14 protein-coding genes and 1 pseudogene are annotated in these 19,308 nt (G+C 52.5%); 10 read left to right on the forward strand and 5 right to left on the reverse strand.

Annotated features, from left to right (window positions below; genetic code table 11):
* Positions 1 to 90 precede the first annotated feature (90 nt).
* The gene (locus ACUZ9P_RS10315; RefSeq protein ID WP_449249629.1) at positions 91 to 1,290 is read right to left on the reverse strand and encodes a GGDEF domain-containing protein; all 1,200 of its coding nucleotides are present in this window, start codon (positions 1,288 to 1,290) and stop codon (positions 91 to 93) included.
* A 583-nt stretch (positions 1,291 to 1,873) separates the two neighbouring features.
* Here ACUZ9P_RS10315 and hpsG point away from each other — a divergent pair.
* The 9 genes from hpsG to ACUZ9P_RS10360 all read left to right on the forward strand — a co-directional run bounded on the left by hpsG (position 1,874) and on the right by ACUZ9P_RS10360 (position 13,399).
* The gene (hpsG, locus tag ACUZ9P_RS10320) at positions 1,874 to 4,348 is read left to right on the forward strand and encodes a (2S)-3-sulfopropanediol dehydratase (protein WP_449249630.1); all 2,475 of its coding nucleotides are present in this window, start codon (positions 1,874 to 1,876) and stop codon (positions 4,346 to 4,348) included.
* Positions 4,349 to 4,649: 301 nt separating this feature from the next.
* Positions 4,650 to 5,546 (forward strand): (2S)-3-sulfopropanediol dehydratase activating enzyme, encoded by an 897-nt coding sequence (hpsH, locus tag ACUZ9P_RS10325; protein WP_449249631.1) that lies wholly within the window; start codon positions 4,650 to 4,652, stop codon positions 5,544 to 5,546.
* Positions 5,547 to 6,107: 561 nt separating this feature from the next.
* Complete coding sequence (locus ACUZ9P_RS10330; RefSeq protein WP_022658612.1) at positions 6,108 to 6,938, forward strand: amidohydrolase family protein; 831 nt, start codon at positions 6,108 to 6,110, stop codon at positions 6,936 to 6,938.
* Between the two features lie 181 nt (positions 6,939 to 7,119).
* Positions 7,120 to 8,499, forward strand: coding sequence for an MFS transporter (locus tag ACUZ9P_RS10335; RefSeq protein WP_449249632.1), 1,380 nt, complete (start codon positions 7,120 to 7,122; stop codon positions 8,497 to 8,499).
* A gap of 104 nt (positions 8,500 to 8,603) precedes the next feature.
* Positions 8,604 to 10,001 carry a sigma-54 interaction domain-containing protein gene (locus ACUZ9P_RS10340; RefSeq protein ID WP_449249633.1) on the forward strand — a complete coding sequence of 466 codons (1,398 nt, stop codon included), beginning with the start codon at positions 8,604 to 8,606 and terminating at the stop codon, positions 9,999 to 10,001.
* Between the two features lie 114 nt (positions 10,002 to 10,115).
* Entirely contained in the window at positions 10,116 to 11,051 is a 936-nt protein-coding gene (locus ACUZ9P_RS10345) for a DUF4037 domain-containing protein (RefSeq protein WP_449249634.1), read from the forward strand.
* Between the two features lie 81 nt (positions 11,052 to 11,132).
* On the forward strand, positions 11,133 to 11,954 hold the full coding sequence (locus ACUZ9P_RS10350) for a tetratricopeptide repeat protein (protein ID WP_449249635.1): 822 nt from the start codon (positions 11,133 to 11,135) through the stop codon (positions 11,952 to 11,954).
* 18 nt (positions 11,955 to 11,972) lie between these two features.
* Positions 11,973 to 12,530, forward strand: coding sequence for a DUF4125 family protein (locus tag ACUZ9P_RS10355; RefSeq protein ID WP_449249636.1), 558 nt, complete (start codon positions 11,973 to 11,975; stop codon positions 12,528 to 12,530).
* A 14-nt stretch (positions 12,531 to 12,544) separates the two neighbouring features.
* Positions 12,545 to 13,399, forward strand: coding sequence for an NAD(P)-dependent oxidoreductase (locus ACUZ9P_RS10360; RefSeq protein ID WP_449249637.1), 855 nt, complete (start codon positions 12,545 to 12,547; stop codon positions 13,397 to 13,399).
* Positions 13,400 to 13,651: 252 nt separating this feature from the next.
* Here the strand turns inward: ACUZ9P_RS10360 and ACUZ9P_RS10365 are convergent, their stop codons facing one another.
* Complete coding sequence (locus tag ACUZ9P_RS10365; RefSeq protein ID WP_298996946.1) at positions 13,652 to 14,134, reverse strand: GlcG/HbpS family heme-binding protein; 483 nt, start codon at positions 14,132 to 14,134, stop codon at positions 13,652 to 13,654.
* 278 nt (positions 14,135 to 14,412) lie between these two features.
* Between ACUZ9P_RS10365 and ACUZ9P_RS10370 the strand changes: the two are divergent.
* A pseudogene (locus tag ACUZ9P_RS10370) lies at positions 14,413 to 15,544 on the forward strand (IS3 family transposase).
* Positions 15,545 to 15,773: 229 nt separating this feature from the next.
* Here ACUZ9P_RS10370 and ACUZ9P_RS10375 read toward each other — a convergent pair.
* The 3 genes from ACUZ9P_RS10375 to ACUZ9P_RS10385 form a co-directional block, all read right to left on the reverse strand.
* Positions 15,774 to 16,973 (reverse strand): cytidylyltransferase domain-containing protein, encoded by a 1,200-nt coding sequence (locus tag ACUZ9P_RS10375; RefSeq protein WP_449249638.1) that lies wholly within the window; start codon positions 16,971 to 16,973, stop codon positions 15,774 to 15,776.
* On the reverse strand, positions 16,966 to 17,832 hold the full coding sequence (locus tag ACUZ9P_RS10380) for an N-acetylneuraminate synthase family protein (protein ID WP_449249639.1): 867 nt from the start codon (positions 17,830 to 17,832) through the stop codon (positions 16,966 to 16,968). The genes ACUZ9P_RS10375 and ACUZ9P_RS10380 overlap by 8 nt, the downstream gene beginning before the upstream one ends.
* 470 nt (positions 17,833 to 18,302) lie before the next feature.
* On the reverse strand, positions 18,303 to 19,307 hold the full coding sequence (locus tag ACUZ9P_RS10385; RefSeq protein WP_449249640.1) for a glycosyltransferase family 2 protein: 1,005 nt from the start codon (positions 19,305 to 19,307) through the stop codon (positions 18,303 to 18,305).
* Between the last annotated feature and the right edge of the window lies 1 nt (position 19,308).

Below are 19,308 nucleotides of genomic sequence, written 5' to 3' on the forward strand. Positions count from 1 at the left end.
GCGTCAGGCGGCCCGCGCTGCTCCCGAATGTAATTACGGGGCAGGGCAGGCCGCCTGATTTTTTTTGCGGATGCGCATGCGCTTGGGCCCTCAGATTATGGTCTTGGCAGCCTCAGCTTCTCTTTTTGCGCACTTGTAATGGTACATCTTAACGTCTGCCCGCGAAATGGTGTCGTCAATGCTGACATCCTGCGCCGGGTCAAATTGCGCAATGCCGTACGAAAAGCACAGGCAGAAGTTTCCAATGGTAACTTGTCGTGCCTCAACGCAAATTTCAGCAATCTTTTTTTCTGTTGCGTCCAGGCTGGCGTTGAACAGCAATGTAACAAACTCATCACCGCCAATGCGGTACGTTGAGCCCTGAGTCCTGAAATTTTTCATAAGAAGCTGGGCAAGGGCCCTGATGTGTTCATCGCCAGCCGAGTGACCAAACTGGTCGTTGATGGCTTTAAGTTTGTTCAGGTCGCACGACACCACGGTTATGTTTTTTTGTTGCTCTGTACCGTGCAGCTTGTGGGTGGCCAGTTCAAAGGCGTTGCGGTTCATTGCGCCTGTGAGCAAATCTGTATATGCGAGCCATTGATAGAGGGGAATGGAAAAGCTGCGAATCAGCACAATGGCCACAAAGCCAACGCCAATGGCAACGCAAATGGAAGCAATGATGTAATACCGCTGGGAGCTTGCGGTATTTTCAGCAAAATATTCTCCGTCAAATTCGATAACAAGAGCGCCAACCGTGACTCCGTTGCTTTTGATCGGTTCGCAAGACGGAATGATCATGCCCCATGATGTATTAAGAATATCTGTTGCATGAAAAACATCACCATCTAGACATTTGTTCACAGCGGGGAGAATTTCGGCTTCTATGGGCGAACCGCAGGCACGAAAATCTTCTGAATCCCGTGGCAGGCCATCAACAACATATATGGCATTGCCTTCAGAATTGCGCTTTGCCGTGTAGAGATACCTGACGGCGGTTATTTTACGAACGTCGTCAAGCTCTTGCTGCACCTTATTGTAAAGGTGCGAATCCTCATCTTTGTCATCATAAATTGCAGTGAAGTTTTCTGGCGGTATGCGGTCAAGCAAGAGAGAAAAAATGGCGTCTGACCTCATGGTTGTTATGAGTTTTAAATCAAGATTTCTGTAATAATAGAAAATTGAAGTTATCAACGCCGCAGTTATTATTATGGAAATAACAACGAGAGAGAGTAATTTTAACTCTGCGCGTGAGAAGGTTTTATCAAATTTGTTTCTGTCCGTTGATTCTGTATAGTACTTCTTAAGCATATCAGATTCCCTTGAAATGAATGCGATGATGGCTTCTCAATTTATACGCTACAATAAACTATATTTGATATCAAGCTTCTCAACTTTTTGAAATAATTATCTTATAATAAACAGGATATTGAAGTGAAAAATTTTATGAGTCAAATTGGTCGCGTAAATATAAGTTAATTTAATCTGCAAATATTAATATCGAAAGTGTGGTTGAAGTCATTGTCAGCTCGCATAAGTAACCACGCAGTAACGGTTCTTACCTGGGTAGGATATGCATGTCGCAGGTAAACTGGCGGTATGGGCAGTACAAGCAATGGCAAAAAGGTGAGATTGTGAAAAAGTGTTTTTTTGCACTGTTGCAAAAAAACACTTTTTTAAATTATATTGTAAATTAAGTATGTTATAAAAAATATGTTGTAAATTTGCAACAATGAGAATTGATGGTGGTTTCTGGAATTTTGGAGATATTTTTAAAAAATATAAATATTACATATAGTTAAATATAATGGCACGGATGATGCTCTTATGTGGTCATTGAGATGAATATCACAAGCATCTCGCTTGAACATAATCACCATTCAGGAGTTTCATCATGAGTCAGTGCGGTTGCTGCATGTCCCCCCAGGAAGAACGCGTTGTCAATAAGAGCGTTGACCGTAAAGGGCGCGAGCGCGTTTACGGCATTCTGGAACAGAACCAGTTCAGCCTTCCCCACGTGGACGTTGAGCGCGCCAAGTATTTCACCGAATCCATGCGCGAAACCGAAGGTGAACTGCTGACCCTGCGCTGGGCCAAGGCCCTGAAAAACGTGGCCGAAAAAATCACCGTATATATTACCCCCAGCCAGCTTATTGCTGGCCGCGTGGGCAAGTTTGGCCGTTACGGCATTCTGTATCCTGAAATCGACGGCGACTTTTACCGCGAAGTACTGGCCGACCTTGAGCACCGCGACAAGAGCCCCTTCCAGATTTCGCAGGAAGACATCAAGGTTGTTATGGAAGAGATCGCCCCCTACTGGGAAGGCAAGACCTACCATGAACACCTCAACAAGACCCTGCCTGCCGAAATCCGCAACGTCACCTATGTGGACGAACGCGGCCTCAAGTCCAAGTTCGTGGTAAGCGAAACCTCGTCCTACCGTTCGGCCCTTCAGTGGGTGCCGGACTACGAAAAGGTCATCAAGCGCGGCTTCCTCGATATTCAAAAAGAAGCCCGCGAAAAGCTTGCCACCCTTGATCTGACCAACTCCGTTGATCTGTGGGACAAGAAGCCCTTTCTCGAAGCCATGATCATCGTGTGCGACTCCATCATGATCTGGGCCAAGCGCCACGCCGATCTGGCCCGCGAACTTGCCGCCAAGGAAGGTGACCCCAAGCGCAAGGCCGAGCTGCTCCAGATAGCCGAAACCTGCGATCACGTGCCCGCTCACCCTGCCCGCAGCTTCCGCGAAGCCATGCAGTGCCAGTGGTTTGTGCAGATGTTTTCGCGCATCGAGCAGAAGGCCAGCGCCATCATCTCCAATGGCCGTATGGACCAGTACCTGTACCCCCTGTACAAAAAGGACATTGAAGAAGGCATCATCAGCCGCGAAGAAGCCAAGGAACTGCTCGAATGCATGTGGGTGGACATGGCCCAGTTCATCGACCTGTACATCAACCCCACGGGCGTTGAGTTCCAGGAAGGCTACGCCCACTGGGAAGCCGTGACCATCGGCGGCCAGACCCCCGATGGCGAAGACGCCACCAACGATCTGACCTACCTGTTCCTTGAATCCAAGCGCGAATTCCCGCTCAACTACCCCGACCTTGCCGCGCGCATCCACTCCCGTTCGCCCGAACGCTTCCTGCGCGAAGTGGCCCTGACCATCAAGGATGGCTCCGGCTTCCCCAAGCTCATCAACGATGAAGAAGTGGTGTTCCTCAACACCATCAAGGGCTGCCCGGTCAACGAAGCTCTGGACTACGCCGTTTCCGGCTGCACCGAAACCCGCATGCCCAACCGCGATACCTATACCTCCGGTTGCGTGTACGTGAACTTTGCCACCGCCCTTGAAATGACCATGTACAATGGCCGCATGCAGCACTACGGCGATGAGGTTGTGGGCCTTGAAACGGGCGAAGCGACAACCTTCAAGAACTGGGAAGACTTTTACGAAGCCTACAAGGCCCAGCACCTCAACCTGCTGCGCAAGGCCTTCCAGCAGCAGCATGTGGTGGACAAGCTGCGCCCGCAGCACTTTGCCGCGCCGCTTTCTTCCGTGCTGCACAACCTGTGCATGGAAAACCTCATGGATCTGCACTGCGAAAAGATCCCCGGCGGCGTGGATTACTCCTACTTTGAATTCCTGGGCTACGGCACTGTGGTGGACTCCCTTGCCGCCATCAAAAAGCTGGTGTTTGAAGAAAAACGCCTGAGCATGAAAGAAGTGGTGGAAGCCTGCAAGGCCGACTTCAAGGGTGCCGAACCCGTGCGCGAAATGCTGCGCAACGCCCCCTGCTACGGCAACAACGATCCCTATGTGGACAGCATTGCCAAGGACGTTGACCGCGTGACGCAGGTGGAAGCTGAAAAGAGCTCCCGCGATCGCGGCGTGCATGTGGACGTGCGCTACGTGCCCATCACCTCGCATGTACCCTTTGGCAAGGTGGTTTCCGCCACGCCCAACGGCCGCCATGCCTGGACTGCGCTTTCCGACGGTTCTTCCGCTTCGCACGGCGCGGACAAGAACGGCCCCACCGCGGTTCTGCTTTCCAACTACCATTCCAAGAACTACGGCATGACCAACCGCGCTTCCCGCCTGCTGAACATCAAGCTGTCGCCCAAGTGCGTTTCCGGCGATGAAGGCACCGAGAAGATCGTGAACCTTATCCGCACCTGGTGCGACCTCAAGCTGTGGCACCTGCAGTTCAACATCGTGAACAGGCAGACCCTGCTCAACGCCCAGAAAGAACCCGACAACTACCGCAGCCTGCTGGTGCGCATTGCAGGGTACAGCGCGTACTTCTGCGATCTTTCCCGCGATCTGCAGAACGACATCATCGACCGTACCGAACACGCCCAGTTCTAACATATCGCCGCGAGGGGCTTTTGCCGGACTGCGTCAAGTTTCTTGCCGGATACCAAAGGCCCCTCGCAGCGATACTCTCCAAAACCCTCAAACAAACAGACCGTCAGGGGAGGGGCAAGCCCCCTCCCGAAAATTTCCAGCGCGGAAATCAGCCGTTTAACAGAGTGCAAGCCCGCCATCTGTTCCTGATTTCTGACCGCGTTGACCGTGCCAACGCTCCGGGGGGAGGGGAGCAATCCCTTCCCCCTTTGAATTTACTCAAACGGCGCGCCAGGGCTGGCCGCACACCAAGGATGACCCCATGACTGACGCACAAGTACAAGGCGTTGTTTTTAATATACAGAAGTTCAGCGTGCACGATGGCGAAGGTATCCGCACCCTGGTTTTCCTCAAGGGTTGCCCTCTGCGTTGCCGTTGGTGCAGCAATCCGGAGTCGCAGAATCTCCACCCCGAGCACGCCTTCAATCCCTCGCGTTGCCTTACTGCCCAGGTCTGCGGGCGCTGCCTCAATGCCTGTACTTCGGGCGCGCTCAGCCTTGTGGATGGCCTGATCGCGCATGACCGCAGCAAGTGCAGCGAATGCTTTGCCTGTGTGCGCGCCTGCCCCTCGGGCGCGCAGAGCGTATATGGCGAAACCATGTCTGTGCGGCAGGTGCTTGATAAAGTTGAAGAGGACGGCGTCTTTTATCACCGTTCCGGCGGCGGCATGACACTCTCCGGCGGCGAGGCCCTCATGCAGCACGAATTTGCCAATGCCCTGCTGCGCGAGGCCCGCAAACATCACATCAATACCACCATCGAAACCTGTGGCTGTTATCCCTACGAGCATCTGCATGAGGCCTGCAACCACCTGAACAAGCTGATTTTTGACATAAAGAGCCTTGACCCTGTGCAACACAAAAAGCATACGGGCGTGGATAATATGCTGATTTTGCGCAATTTTGCACGAGTCTGCGAGGACTTTCCCCAGTTGCCCATACTTGCGCGTACCCCGGTGATACCCGGATTCAATGACACCGAGGACGATATCCTGGCTATCCGCGAATCAATTCCCCGGCGTCCCAATATCCAGTACGAGCTGTTAGGCTACCACCGTATGGGGCAGCCCAAGTATGGCTACCTTGGCCGCCAGTATGAACTTGAAGGCGCAAAGCTTGATGAAGCAAAGATGGAGCACTTGAGAAAAATTGCTTCTTAGTGCTGAATTTGTTGTATTTTTATGGAATCAAGCGCCAGGACCGCAAGGCCCTGGCGTTCTGTTTTTGGGATGAATATTGGTGGTTGTGTAAAAATGCACAGCCAGCTATTGGGTGTGTGTTTTTTTGCACAGGTTGGTTGCTCTACTTTTATATAACATGCTTATTTTTAATGATAAAATATTGTTTTTTGATTTGTTGCAATTCTGCAACGGGTGAGTGCGTGTGGAGAAGAATGATAAATAATTCTTATTCCTGATTAAAATATATAATTATTTTAGAGTATTATAAAATTATTTACGTCTCCTTTTGCCATTTGCAATCAGTATGAGGGCAGTGTGCAGCACTATTTGTGAGTGCTGCCAACCGGTGCAGTTTTTCAGAAATATATCTCCCCGCCATATTTTTTATAACATAATGATATTATAGATATTTTTTAATGATATCTATTGTTATCACTATTAGGAGGCTTGTTTTTGCACTCAATTTCACAATAGGCACGCTTCTTGCCTTTAGGGATGCATAGCCGCGAGGCACAATTTTTATTCCTAAAGGAATGTTTCATGAACATCATTGATTTCCGTTTTCGCCCCAGCACCCCTGACGCCGTTAAGGGAATGCTTTCCAACAAAGTGTTCGGCGGCATGTTTGAACTTTTCAAATACGCTGACCGGGCCAAGCCAGAGCCTATTGAAAAGATCGTTGCCGACATGGAAAAGCAGGGCGTGGTCAAAGGGGTTGTGACAGGGCGTGACGCTGAAACCACCTATGGTCTTGGATCCGCCAATCCCGGTATTCTTGAGCTCATGCGCCAGTACCCGGACAAGTTCATCGGCTTTGCCGGGCTTGATCCCCACAAGGGCATGGACGCCACAGCAGAGCTTACAAACATGGTGAACAAGGGCATGCGCGGCGCGGCCATTGACCCGTATCTTGCGCGCATCCCTGCCAGCCATGCCAGGTATTATCCCATCTACGCCAAATGCTGCGAACTTGACGTGCCCATCGTCATCACAACCGGCCCCGCCACTCTGGTGGACGGTGCGGTGATGGATGATGCCCACCCCCGGCACATCGACCGCATAGCCGCCGATTTCCCCAAGCTCAAGATTGTTATCAGCCACGGCTGCTACCCCTGGGTGAGCGAGGTCATCATGACCGTGCACCGTAACCGCAACGTGTACATCGACCTTGCGGAATACGAAGAACAGCCTTTTTCCGAAGGCTACATCAAGGCCGCCAATACCCTCATCGGCGACAAGGTGCTCTTTGCCAGCGCGGCGCCATTTATGGATTTTCAGGAGCAGATCGAGCTGTACAAGCGGCTCCCCTTTACGCCGGAAACGCTTGAAAACGTCATGTACAACAACGCGGCGCGTCTGCTCAATCTTTAATGATTGCAGGCGCAAGCCGCGAGGCTGCGCATCTGCCCAGCGAGTTTTGACCGGGAGCGGATCGGTTTCGTGTCCTGGTAGTGAATAAACGAAGTGGCTTCAGGGAATGTTCCCCCCGGGCGCTAGCGCTTTGGCGCAAAGGCCAGTATGAACATCCAGGCAAAAGGATCAAAGGAAAACCATGCATAGCGAACAAATGACTCACGACCAGAAGAAGAATCTGCGCCGCGTTGTGGCTTCGTCCATCATCGGCGCTGTCATCGAATGGTACGACTTCTTCCTGTACGGCGTTGTGGCCGGGCTTTTCTTCAACAAGCTGTATTTCCCTGATTTTGACGCGCGTATCGGCACTATGCTTGCTTTTGCCACTTTTGCGGTCGGCTTTGTGGCGCGGCCTTTGGGCGGCGTGATTTTTGGCCATTTTGGCGACAAGCTGGGCCGTAAAAAAATGCTCATCCTGACCCTGGAAATCATGGGTATCGCCACTGTCTGCATCGGCCTTATCCCCACCTACCACACCATTGGCATCTGGGCGCCTATCCTGCTGATCGTCTGCCGTCTTGCCCAGGGCATCGGCCTTGGCGGCGAGTGGGGCGGCGCGGTGCTCATGTCTTATGAATCCGCACCGGCAGACAAGCGCGCCTTTTACGCCAGCCTGCCGCAGATCGGCATGTCGCTTGGTCTGTTGCTTGCCTCGGGCATCGTGGGCTTCTTCTCTGTTGTTCTTACTGACGAAGCCTTCCTTAACTGGGGCTGGCGCGTTGCCTTCCTGCTTTCTGCCGTGCTGCTTGCCGTTGGCGGCTACATGCGCAGCACCGTGCAGGAAACCAAGGACTTTTCTGAAGCCAAGGAGAAGATGCCTGAAGCCAAGTATCCCCTGCTGGACGCCTTCAAGCGTTATCCCAAGATGATGCTGGCCTGCATGGGCGCACGCTTTATCGATGGCGTGTCCTTCAACGTCTTTGGCGTGTATTCGCTCACCTATCTTACGCAGCAGCACGGCATTGGCCGCTCCGCAGCCCTGACCGCCGTGATGATTTCTTCTCTCGTCATGTCCTGCTTTATCCCCTTCTGGGGCCATATGGCCGACAAGCACGGCAAAGCCAAAATTTACGGCGTGTGCGCTGTGCTGCTCGGTATCTCCAGCTTCCCGGCCTTCTGGGTGCTGCATAACTTCTCCGGCAACTACCTGTGCGTGGTGCTTGCCCTGGCGCTGCCTTTCGGCATCCTGCACGCCGCCGTGTTCGGCACCATGTCCAGCGTGTTTTCTGAAAGCTTTGACGCTTCGGTGCGTTACTCCGGCATCTCCTTTGTTTATCAGTTCACCGCCATCTTTGCCTCGGGTCTGACCCCCATGGTCGCCGCCATGCTCACCGGCATGGCCGATGGCGCGCCCTGGTACCTCTGCGGCTATCTGGCCGGCATTGGCGTGCTCAGCGCGCTTTCCACCCTGTGGCTCAGCCGCATGGCCCGCGCCCGCCGCAATGCCCAGGCCAGCAATACTGTTACCCAAACCCCTAAGACCGCAATGGTAGAAGCCACCAGCGCCGAAGGGTTCTAACAATGGAACACGCTGTCGGCTTTTGCCGGACGGCAGCGCCTTTCATTTGCTCCCATGCCCGTAAAACGGGCGTGGGAGCATACTTGCGCCCTGGGAGATAATGCATGTACAATCCCCACATGCTAGCAGACTATGTAGAACAACTTTGCGATACCTTCCGGGACGCTATCTGCGTTACTGACCGGGAAGGCATCGTTACGCTCGTGAACAAGCGCCATGCGGAACTGACCGGTATTTCCCGTGAAAAGATGGTGGGGAGCCGCATTCAGGACATGGTGCAGAACGGCATTTTTGACGTTGTGCTTAATCCGCGCATTGTGGAAACCGGGCAAAAGGTCTCAAGTGTACAGAACCTCTACAACGGGCGCACCTTGCTGCTTGACGGGCACCCTGTAAAGGACGCCACGGGCAAGGTCGCCTATGTGGTAACGGTTATCCGTGATATCACGGCGCTGACCGAACTGCGCGAGGAAATTACCGCGCAGCGCGAACTGCTTGAAACTTTTCAGAATCTCAGCAGTGAAGGCGTCACGGGCAACCAGTACCCGCGCGTGGTGCAAAGCCCTGTCATGCAGCGCCTGTACGCCGAAGCCTGCGCCATTGCAGAAACGGACGCAACCGTGTTGCTGCTGGGTGAAACCGGCGTGGGCAAGGACGTTGTGGCCCGGCATATCCACCGCAACAGCCTGAGGGCCGATGCGCCCTTTATCAAGGTGGACTGCGGCAGCATCCCTGAAAACCTGATAGAAACGGAACTGTTCGGCTATGTTCCCGGCAGTTTTTCCGGCGCAAGCAAGCATGGCAAGGCCGGGCTTGTGGAGGCGGCCTCGGGCGGCACCCTGTTTCTTGATGAAATTGGCGAACTGCCCATGACCATGCAGTCGCGCCTGCTGCGGGTGCTACAGGATTGGGAAGTGCTGCGCGTGGGCGCCACAGTGCCCAAAAAGGTGGATGTGCGCGTTGTGGCCGCCACCAACAAGGAGCTGGAGCGCGAGGTCGCCAAGGGCACGTTCCGTTCTGATCTTTATTACCGCCTCAAGGTGGCGGTGCTGAACATCCCGCCCCTGCGCTCGCGACGCGTGGATATTCTGCCGTTGGCGCAGAGCTTTTTTACCTTTTACGGCAAGAAGTACCGCAAGGCCGTCAATCTTTCTGACGAGGCCAAGCAGGTGCTGCAAAACCACACATGGCCGGGCAATGTGCGCGAGCTGGAAAACCTCGTGCAGGGGCTGGTGGTGACCTGCAAGCATGGGCTTGTGGGCGTGCGCGATCTGGCGGGCATCCGCCCCTTGCCGCCGTGCGAATCCGGCGAAGGGCGCTACGCCTTGCCCTCCATTGAAGGCCGCTCGCTCAAAAGCATCATGAAGGAAGTGGAAACTGCGGTCATCGAAAAGGGCATGCAGCGCTACGGCTCCATCAGCGAGCTTTCGCGCCAGTTTCAGATGGACCGCAGCACCATATTTCGCAAAGTTAAGGAAATTGAAGCCATCAAGCATGGTTAGCGGCTGCGCCAGCCAGATCAATCCACCTGGGCGGCATTGTTTGCCGTGGGCTTTTGCAGCGGCGGCTGTTGCAATCTGCGCCATCGCAGCGCGACTGAATATTCTGGAGTATGCATGAAGGGTCTGAACCTTGCGCGTGAATTTTATGCGGCCTGCCTTCCCGCTTTGCGGGCGGAGATTCCCGACATTATGGACGTGGCCGCCGCTGGTCTGGTGGGCGAAGGCTCGGAATGCTTTGGCTGCGACGATGCGGAATCCCAGGATCACGACTTTGGCCCGGCTTTTTGCCTCTGGTTGCCGCGCCAGATTCTGCGGGCAGAGCTGCCGCGCATAGAGGCTGCCTTTGCCCGCTTGCCACGCGAGTTTCAGGGCTTTGAAAGCAGGCTTGCGCCTGAGCGCAGGCAGGGAAGGGTAGGGCCGCTGCCCATTGAAGATTTTTATGCCTTTTTTACCGGGCTGGAAGACGTGCCCGCCACCTGGCAGCAGTGGCTTGCCATCCCCGAACATCAGCTTGCGGCCTGCACCAACGGTCAGGTTTTTGAAGACCGGGGCGGGGAATTTACGCGGCGGCGCGATGCCCTGCTGGCGTGCTATCCGCGCGATGTGCTGCTCAAAAAGATGGCGGCCCGCTGCATGATCATGGCACAGGCCGGGCAATACAATCTGCCCCGCAGCCTCAAGCGCAATGATTCTGTGGCGGTCATGCTGGCAACGGCGCGCTTTGCGGAGGCGGCGCTTTCCTTCGTCTTTTTGTGCAACCGCCGTTACATGCCCTTTTACAAATGGGCCGGAAAGCTGGCCGCAACTTTGCCCGTGCTCGGCCCGCAACTGGCGCGCGCATTGAGCCTTGTGGCGCAGACCCCGGCCAATCAGGAGCACGGAGCGCAGATTGTTGCGGCGGTGGAAGAATTTTGCGGCATGGCGGCGGCGCATCTGCGCGCTGTGGACCTGAGCCGCGCATCCGGCAACTGGCTCTGGGAGCATGGGCCGCAGATTCTGCGGCATGTGGAAGAGCCAGCCCTGCTGCATATGGATATGCTGCAAGGCTGATCTTGCCCCGCAGCCCTTGCCTCTGGCTGCATTAGAAAGCCTTTTTACTCTGTCGAGCACCTATTCCACGAGGAGTTGCCGATGGCCGCACAACGCCAATGGCTTGATGAACTGCGCCCCGCCCTTAATCTGATGAAGCAGGGCCAACCGCAAAGGTGCATTGAAGCGCTGGAAGCGCTTGTTGCGCGGTATCCCGGCGATGATCTTTGCCGCGCTCTGGCGCTGGACGGCATGGGCCGTGCCAATTTTGCCCTGCAACGCCCGGATGCCGCCGTTCAGGCCCTGCAGGAAAGCCTTGCCCTGTTGCGCGCCGTCATGGGCCCCACAGCGCCCATGACCCTCGGGGCCATGCAGAACCTTGCCCATGCACTGCTTGGGCTTGAAAAGGTAGAAGAAAGCCTTGATCTTGGGCGTGAAGCCCTGCGGCTTACCATTGAGGCCTGCGGGTCGGATTCCCCACAGGTTGCGGAAGCGCAGTTGCGTCTTTCCTCCGCCTATTACCGCAAGCGCGATTTTGACCGGGCGGAATCCCTTATGCTCAGCGCCAAGGAAATCTGGGAAAAACAGGGTTTCTGCGTGCCGCAACTGGGTGTTTGCCTCAATAACCTTGGGCGCATCTGCGAAGAACGCGGGCAGCTTGCCGAAGGCATCGCCCTGCACCGTCAGGCCGTGGCTTTGCGGCGGGAACTGCTGGGCGAGCACGAGGAAACGGCTTTTTCTCTGGGTAATCTTGGCGTGGCGCTGGCCTCTGCCGGGCAGTGGGACGAGGCCGCCGCGACCTTGCAGGATTCTGTGAGCATGTACGACCGCCTTGGTCTTGGCATGGGCGCAGAAGCGCAGGGCTACAAAAAGAATCTTGAAATCTGCCATCAGGCCAGAGCGGCTGCGGCCCCCACGGCGTGAGCTGAAGGAGTATAGGCTATGCAGGAAAATTTTGATCGGGAAGCAGCGCTTGCCGAGATCATTGAACGCGAGCTTGCCATGTTTTTGGCCACCAACAACGAGGGCGGCGTTTCAGAATGCCAGACCCGGCCCGACACATTCCGCGCCATGCGAAAAATGGCCCATTCCGCGCACGAAGATGCCGTGCTGGATTCGTACCTTGCCGATTTGCGGCAGGCGGAAGTGAACAGCCGCAATCTTATGGTTGAAAAATACGCCCGCATGGACGACCGTTTGCCGCCCCTGAGCACAAGCCCGCTGCTGGATGAAATCGCCGATGCTGAAGAGGCCTTTCTGCATGAGGCCCAGACGCGCTATCCGCACGTCATAAAAAGCAACGGTCAGGGTATGTTTCGCCGTTACCTGCGCTGCGAGCTTGAAACGCTTTCGGACAGAACGCTGGAACTCTACGCCGCGCAGGTGCGCCGCGCGCAACAGCAGGGCCGCAACCTTGTGGTGGAACGGCACGATTTTTTGATGCGCCTGCTGGGCAAGGGCGGCATTGACGCCTGCGAAGCCGCAGCACAGGGCAAATAGCAGGGGCGCGGGATATGGAATTTGGTTTTATCGGCGTAGGTGCCATGGGCGGGCCGCTGGCGCGCAATCTTATCCGCGCGGGCAAAACCGTGCACGTGTACAACCGCAGCGCCGAGGGGAGGGATAAAACCCTTGCCGTCGGAAAAAGCGGCGTACCCGCCATGAGTATGGCGGACATGGCTCCCTGCAAAGTCGTATTCACCTGCCTGGCCCTGCCGGAACATCTGACGGAAAAAGCCCTCGGCACGGATGGCCTGTACGCGCACATGCAACCCGGTTCCGTGCATGTGGAACTTTCGACCATCGATTCCCATACTGCCTTTGCCCTTGCCGAAGCCGCAGACAGGCAGGGTATTGCCTACATTCAATGCCCCCTTGGCAAAACGCCAGCCCATGCGGAACGCGGCGAAGCCCCGCTCTTTGTGGGCGGCGACCAGCAGGCCATTGCCGGGCTGGCCGAAGTCTGGCCCATTCTTGGCGTGTTCAACAATGTGGGCACGGTTGAAGCTGCCTGCGCGGTCAAGCTGGTCAGCAATCTTGTGGGCATGGCAAATCTTGCTGTTTTGAGCGAGGGGCTGCGCATAGGCGAGGCCGCCGGGGTGGAAAAAAATCTGCTGCTGCAACTGCTTGGCGAAACTGGCGCGCAAAGTTTTCAGCTTGATGCCAGGGGAAAATCCATGGCCCAAGGGGAGTATGATCCCCCGAGGTTCGCGCTGGAACTTGCCCTCAAAGATCTGCGCCTTGGCTGCGGTATGGCCCACGGCATGAATGTGGATGTGCCCCTGCTGGATATGGTTTTTGCCCGGTTCGGCCGTGGCGAGGCTGCGGGGCTGGGCAAGAAGGACTGCGCAGCGGTGCACGAAGTTTAGGGGCTGATTCAGCATAATTATATTGTCGGACTGGCAAGTATTTTCAGCTCGCACAAATACGCTGGCAAACAGCGGCAAGTCATAAAATTCGATAAAAGAACCCCCATCAGGCGGGCAGAGTATACCGGAAGGAGTACCTGTTTTTGCCTGATGGGGGCTGTTTTTTGGGGCTTGTCGCGCGGGTTCTGTGCAGAAAACGTGCGGGAGGCCCCATAATATGCTTTGTGTGGGCTTGATGCCTTTTGTGTTGGTTTACTTGAGCGCCGCCGCGCCAGCCTTGGAAACGGCGGTGTCTTCAGCCACGCTGCCGCCGCTCACGCCGATGGCCCCGACAATGACGCCATTGCGGATCAGCAGTTCGCCGCCGCCAAAGATGACAAGACCCCTGTTGGTGACTTCAATGCCATAAAGTTCCTTACCCGGCTGGGAGGCAGCGCCAAGCTGGGCAGTGGACATATTGAAATAGCGGGCCGTTATGGCCTTTTTTTGTGAAATATCGATGCTGCCAATAAAGGCCCCATCCTCACGGACAAAGGCTTTGAGGTTGCCCCCGGCATCCACAACGGCAATGTTCATGGGGATACCCTGTTTTACAGAGAAAGCTAGAGCAGTGTTGAGCACTGTCTGCGCTTCGGCCAGGGTAAGATCGCCAGGAAGCTGCTTAGCGGGTGCTGCGGCGTAAGCGTTGAAGGCAACAAGTAAAAGGACAAGAAAAAGAGGCAGGATACGGCGCACGGTGCTACTCCTTAGTTGATGTTAAGGAAACAGAATTTCAACCGTGGGGGGGGCGAAACCGTCACTGCGGGTTTGGCTCCTGATGCTTGAGGATAGCTCTTTGTGTAAAAAAGAACAATGTCGTTTTTGTGGCTAAACGGGCTGCGGATTGCTTGCCTGTGCAATGATTGCAAGCGCTTCAGCAAGAATCTAATCCACAGATTTTTTATTGCTGCCTGACCCTCCCCCCGAAAAGTATGCCATTGAAAAGTTCGTGTTCCTGACATAGGAGCACAAGAATGAAACGTAGCAGATTCACCGAAGAACAGATTATTGGAATCTTGCGGCAAGCCGAGGCTGGCGTTCGTGTTGTCGATCTTTGCCGTCAGAATGGTATTTCGGATGCGACCTTTTACAAATGTCGCAGCAAGTTCGGTGGAAGGAACATCTCTGACGCAAAGCGGTTACGCCAGTTAGAGGAAGAAAATGCACGGCTGAAAAGACTTGTAGGCGAGCAGGCACTTGATATTGTCGTCCTGAAGGACGTGATCTCAAAAAACTTTTGAAGCCCGCAGCCAACAGGGAAGCCGTGCATCACATTCAGGCTGCGCATGGCTACTCAGAGCGGCGGGCTTGCCGAGTGATTCAGTTTAATCGTTGTTCAGCCAGACGGCCACCATCTGAGGACCGTGATCTTCTTTTACGGACTCGGATGCTGGAACTGGCAAATGATCGACGGCGTTTCGGTTCTCCGCGCTTGCATGAATTATTGCGCCGGGAAGAGCTGGTGCAGAATCACAAGCGGACAGAAAGGATTTACCAGGAAGAAAACCTTTCGTTGCGCACCCGCAAACGCGTGAAGCGTCCAAGCCATGCCCGTATTGTCCAGGCTGGCCCTGATGGCCCGGATGAACAATGGGCGATGGATTTTGTAAGCGACTCCCTTATGGGTGGGCGACGCATCCAGATTTTGACAATTGCCGACCTGTGGGATCGTTCAAGCCCCGCACTCGAAGTGGATATGTCGTTGCCTGGAGTTCGAGTTGTGCGTGTTCTTGAAAGACTACGCCTTCAAGGTCGGTTGCCGCAGCGTATCAAGGTTGATAATGGGCCGGAATTTAGCGGTAAGGCCCTGGATGCATGGGCTTTTGAGCATGGAGTACAGATAGAGTTACTCGTCCGGGGACGCCTACGGATAATGGGCACATTGAAAGTTTTAACGGAAGATTCCGGGATGAGTGTTTAAATCAAAACGTGTTTCTGTCCCTGCACGATGCCCGCAGAACAGTTGAAGCTTGGCGGCAGGATTACAACCAGCAGCGACCGCACAGCTCATTGGGCTGGCTAACTCCGGAAGAGTTCCGTGAAAAGAATATAACCTGCAACCCATTGGGAACCACTAACTTACAAGTGGTATACGCAGTGGGGTAAGGTCACTCCGTCTTATCAGATGTATTTTGATGCAGATAAAAGCGTCACGTAAAAACATCATGATCTTTGAGGCGTTGGAATGTTGCCAAGTCCTGTTGCTGAATTGAGGATTGCGGTTTGCTTGATGGTGTGTTGTTTAAAATTTCTATGGGAGATATCAGCTCATCGTCCATGGTAAATGCACGCACTTTTTCTATCGAAGTGTAAATTTTTCACGCTTGGGATACCGTCAGCGACGGTCAACGCTATCTTGAAAAGATGCCAGCAGGATTTCTGCTATTTCACGGATTGCGCCCTTGCCGCCGGGACTAGTGGTACAATATGAAGATATTTCTATGGCCTTTGGGTGCGCGTCTGCAGGACAGCACGGCCACCCAGCAGCTGAGAGACAATTAAAATCATTTATGTCATTTCCAATATATGCTATCTGTTTAAAAGAGAGTCCCCGCTTAACAAGCCACCCCTCAAGCGCCTTCTTTTTGTCTTGGCATTGTTGTATAACCTCAATACGTAATTTTTTTGCTCTCGCACTTACGACGGGGTTTGATTCTTTTGATAAAATGAGCACTTCAAATCCATTTTTTTGTAATAATTCAATGCCCATGCCATCAGATCTGGAACAGCGAACACTTTCGCATCCATTTTGATCAACATATACGCAGTCGTCGGTGTGGACACCGTCAAAATCAGTCACCAGTGTTTTTATCCCTGGAGGTGGCGGCAGCCTAAGCTGTTGTCCCCTTCGTGCCGCAAATAATGCGTCAATGAGGCGCAAATCATCAACCGTATCAATTTCTACAAATGGCAATTCTAGAGGCACTAATTTCGTTGGCCCACAAAAACGGCTGCTATGTTTAATGAATTGTGCGACGCGCATGACGTAAACGGCACCAGTTTCGCGAAATCGCTGGGGTAAATCCTGGCGACGCACTCTTGGCTTTGTTTTATCGTGGTTTATGCCAAAGGCTTCGCCATTTGCATCTACACCCCAAAAAAAGCCATGGTCTTCCGCGGCAGATAAGGCCACATCAAACCGAGAGTCTTCAAGTGCTGATATTACTCTATCTATATCTGTATGTGTGGTTAATGGAGAGGTGCATTGCAAGAAAACCAGGATTTCTGGATCAATGCCCTGCTCGTGCAATACCTGTAATCCATGGAGTAATGCGTCTTCAGACGATGCCGTATCGCCAGATATCGTAGATGGGCGCATAATGACTTTCGCGCCAAACTGCGAAGCCGTTGATGCTATTTCTGGATCATCTGTTGAAACATACACAGCATCGACATGGCTGCTTTCGTGAGCGGCAAGGACAGCGTGTGCTACGAGAGGGAGTCCCCCAACTACGCGAAGATTCTTTCGCAAAATACCCTTTGATCCTCCCCTCGCGGGGATGATCGCGACACACCGAATAACGCTGTTATCCACGATAATTCTTCCATTTAAGTTTTTCGCGTTGTATAGCCTCTACAGGAAGAATTTCTTCCCGTTTATACGTGAGCGCTTTGCCAACACTCGCAATATCGCGGCAGAGTTTGCGCAAGCCATCCGGTTCAAGACTCGCAGCATGATCGGTGCCTTTCCATGTTCTGTCTAGGGTGAAGTGTCGCTCAACCCATTTTGCTCCAAGCGTCAAGGCTGCGATATCGGCAGCGATCCCGAGATGATGGCCCGAGAATCCAATTCCTCCTATTCTACGCTCAAACCGTCTTTTCAGGTAGTCAATTTCAAGGAGGCAAATGTCCTCAAATGCGACAGGGTATCCAGATGTGCACGAATACAGAATAACATCTTGCGCTCGACCCTGAGATTCATAAAAATCTACTATTTGATCTATTTCTTCACGATTCGTCATGCCAACTGAAAGATGCAATTGGCCTGAATGATGCTTGCAGAGAAATTCCTGCATAGGGAAGTTTAAATTGCATGCTGAAGGAATTTTAATGAGGGCAGGTCGCAGTTCGGTGATCTCTTTTGCGGACGTGAGATCCCAGACAGAAGTTGAGTAGATGATTCCTTCCTTTTCGCAATGAGCCTTCAATTCCGCGTGCTGTTCTTGCGTAAACTCAAGGGCTTCTCTATGCAGTCCATACGTGGCGGCATAGGCATTTTCTGGCACTGGATGTGGCGCGTTATACTGTTCTTCTGTCAGCAATACCTTATTGTTCCGTTTTTGGAATTTAGCGATATGAGCCTTGCAATACGTGGCGGCGACGGTGATCATCTTTTTTGCAATGTCCATTTCGCCTTTATGGTTGCATCCTATTTCAGCGATAACATAAGCCATTATATTCTCCAGTGTTAAGGTAATAAGACTATGAAATGGATATTGTGCATATCTAACAGATGACATCTTAATAACACATCAAGCAAACAATGTTAGCTTAAAAAAATACTTGTAACGACAAGGAATCAGCTAAAAATTCTCGGAAAATTCAAAAGTGGAGGCCCACCTGCCACAAAAAATAGATATTTTTAAAATCATTCTTGCCGCCAAAGAGGTGAAGCATGTTGGAGTTAGCAGCAAAGATAAGGAAGATACCTTTCATTGCTATATCTGCTCCAACCATATCTCCAGAGCAATTCCGTGGCAAGTTGGCAGTGAGGTAAGATCACTTTTTTGCCTGATGGAGTAAAGCATTATGTCCAGGATATTTAATGGCATTCTCAGCAGTGAGCACAATCAAATTGCATTTGGTTAGTTCTTGCAGAAATATTATAGATAATCAAAAGATGTCTGGTATAAATATTATCTCATTAATTTTTTAGCCGTGAATATATTGTTGAAATAGTTTTGTATAGGAATGGATAGTGCTGTAGATTTTTTTTTATTTTTTCTTTGATTTTGGCCTGCATGGATGAATGCTTGCTCCATTCCTCAGCAAATTTTTGAAAGTGCATTGTTATTATTTCAGGGTAATTTCTTTCATGCAGGTCACTCATAAACATTTGAAGTGTTGAGATTCCTCCCCAGTACAAATGATTCTCAACGGCTTGAAGAACATAGAGGAGTGCTTCTCCATGAAGTTCTTTTTGTAGTGCGAAGTCGAGCATATGTCTGATAATTATCAGTCTATCTTTATTATTACGCTGTTGCACTAATGGATTTGAACAGATGGAGTTGTTATTGTCCATGCTGTAAGAATAAATAGCACCAGGACAAAAAACTATTTTTTGTGCTGTATATGTAGTCTGTAGGGCAAAGAGCATGTCTTCCGCAAAACCGAAATATCCCTCTTCGACGAGAAAACGAATGGCATTGTCTTCAAGAAGCTTCCGATGAATCATTTTTGCATATGGGCCAGGGTAGTAAGTTTCCTTCACCAAAGAAAGTCTTTCGGCAACGAGCTTGAATGTTTTCGCCGGGTAGCTGGTGGTTTCAATTATATTCCCCTGGCGTACTCGGTGAAGATTGCACAGCACTATATCAGCAGATGTAGCCAGTGCGGTTTTATAAAGAGCGTGTACGTAGTCTGAGCTGACGTAATCGTCCGCATCAACAAACAGTACATAGGTTCCACAAGCCATGTCCAATCCCCAGTTTCTGGCCGCAACAGCCCCACGGTTACTTTGATTGCTCCAAATAATGCGGCTGTCTCTTTTTGCATACTGAAAGCATATTTCAGCTGTTTTGTCCGTGCTGCCATCATTAACCAGAAGGACTTCCATTGATTCCGGACCGCTGGCGAGTATGGAATCTAAGCAATGCGTTAAGAATTTTTCAACATTGTATGCTGGAATTATTACAGAAATATCTTTCATG

The sequence above is a fragment of the Desulfovibrio intestinivivus genome (assembly GCF_053570665.1).

What these genes read in the sequence shown, in the direction of transcription:
- ACUZ9P_RS10345 (WP_449249634.1), top strand. Translation starts at nt 10,116, where the DNA reads ATGAAGGGTCTGAACCTTGCGCGTGAATTTTATGCGGCCTGCCTTCCC.
- hpsH (WP_449249631.1), top strand. Translation starts at nt 4,650, where the DNA reads ATGACTGACGCACAAGTACAAGGCGTTGTTTTTAATATACAGAAGTTC.
- ACUZ9P_RS10330 (WP_022658612.1), top strand. Translation starts at nt 6,108, where the DNA reads ATGAACATCATTGATTTCCGTTTTCGCCCCAGCACCCCTGACGCCGTT.
- hpsG (WP_449249630.1), top strand. Translation starts at nt 1,874, where the DNA reads ATGAGTCAGTGCGGTTGCTGCATGTCCCCCCAGGAAGAACGCGTTGTC.
- ACUZ9P_RS10360 (WP_449249637.1), top strand. Translation starts at nt 12,545, where the DNA reads ATGGAATTTGGTTTTATCGGCGTAGGTGCCATGGGCGGGCCGCTGGCG.
- ACUZ9P_RS10350 (WP_449249635.1), top strand. Translation starts at nt 11,133, where the DNA reads ATGGCCGCACAACGCCAATGGCTTGATGAACTGCGCCCCGCCCTTAAT.
- ACUZ9P_RS10315 (WP_449249629.1), bottom strand. Translation starts at nt 1,290, where the DNA reads ATGCTTAAGAAGTACTATACAGAATCAACGGACAGAAACAAATTTGAT.
- ACUZ9P_RS10340 (WP_449249633.1), top strand. Translation starts at nt 8,604, where the DNA reads ATGTACAATCCCCACATGCTAGCAGACTATGTAGAACAACTTTGCGAT.
- ACUZ9P_RS10380 (WP_449249639.1), bottom strand. Translation starts at nt 17,832, where the DNA reads ATGGCTTATGTTATCGCTGAAATAGGATGCAACCATAAAGGCGAAATG.
- ACUZ9P_RS10355 (WP_449249636.1), top strand. Translation starts at nt 11,973, where the DNA reads ATGCAGGAAAATTTTGATCGGGAAGCAGCGCTTGCCGAGATCATTGAA.
- ACUZ9P_RS10385 (WP_449249640.1), bottom strand. Translation starts at nt 19,307, where the DNA reads ATGAAAGATATTTCTGTAATAATTCCAGCATACAATGTTGAAAAATTC.
- ACUZ9P_RS10335 (WP_449249632.1), top strand. Translation starts at nt 7,120, where the DNA reads ATGCATAGCGAACAAATGACTCACGACCAGAAGAAGAATCTGCGCCGC.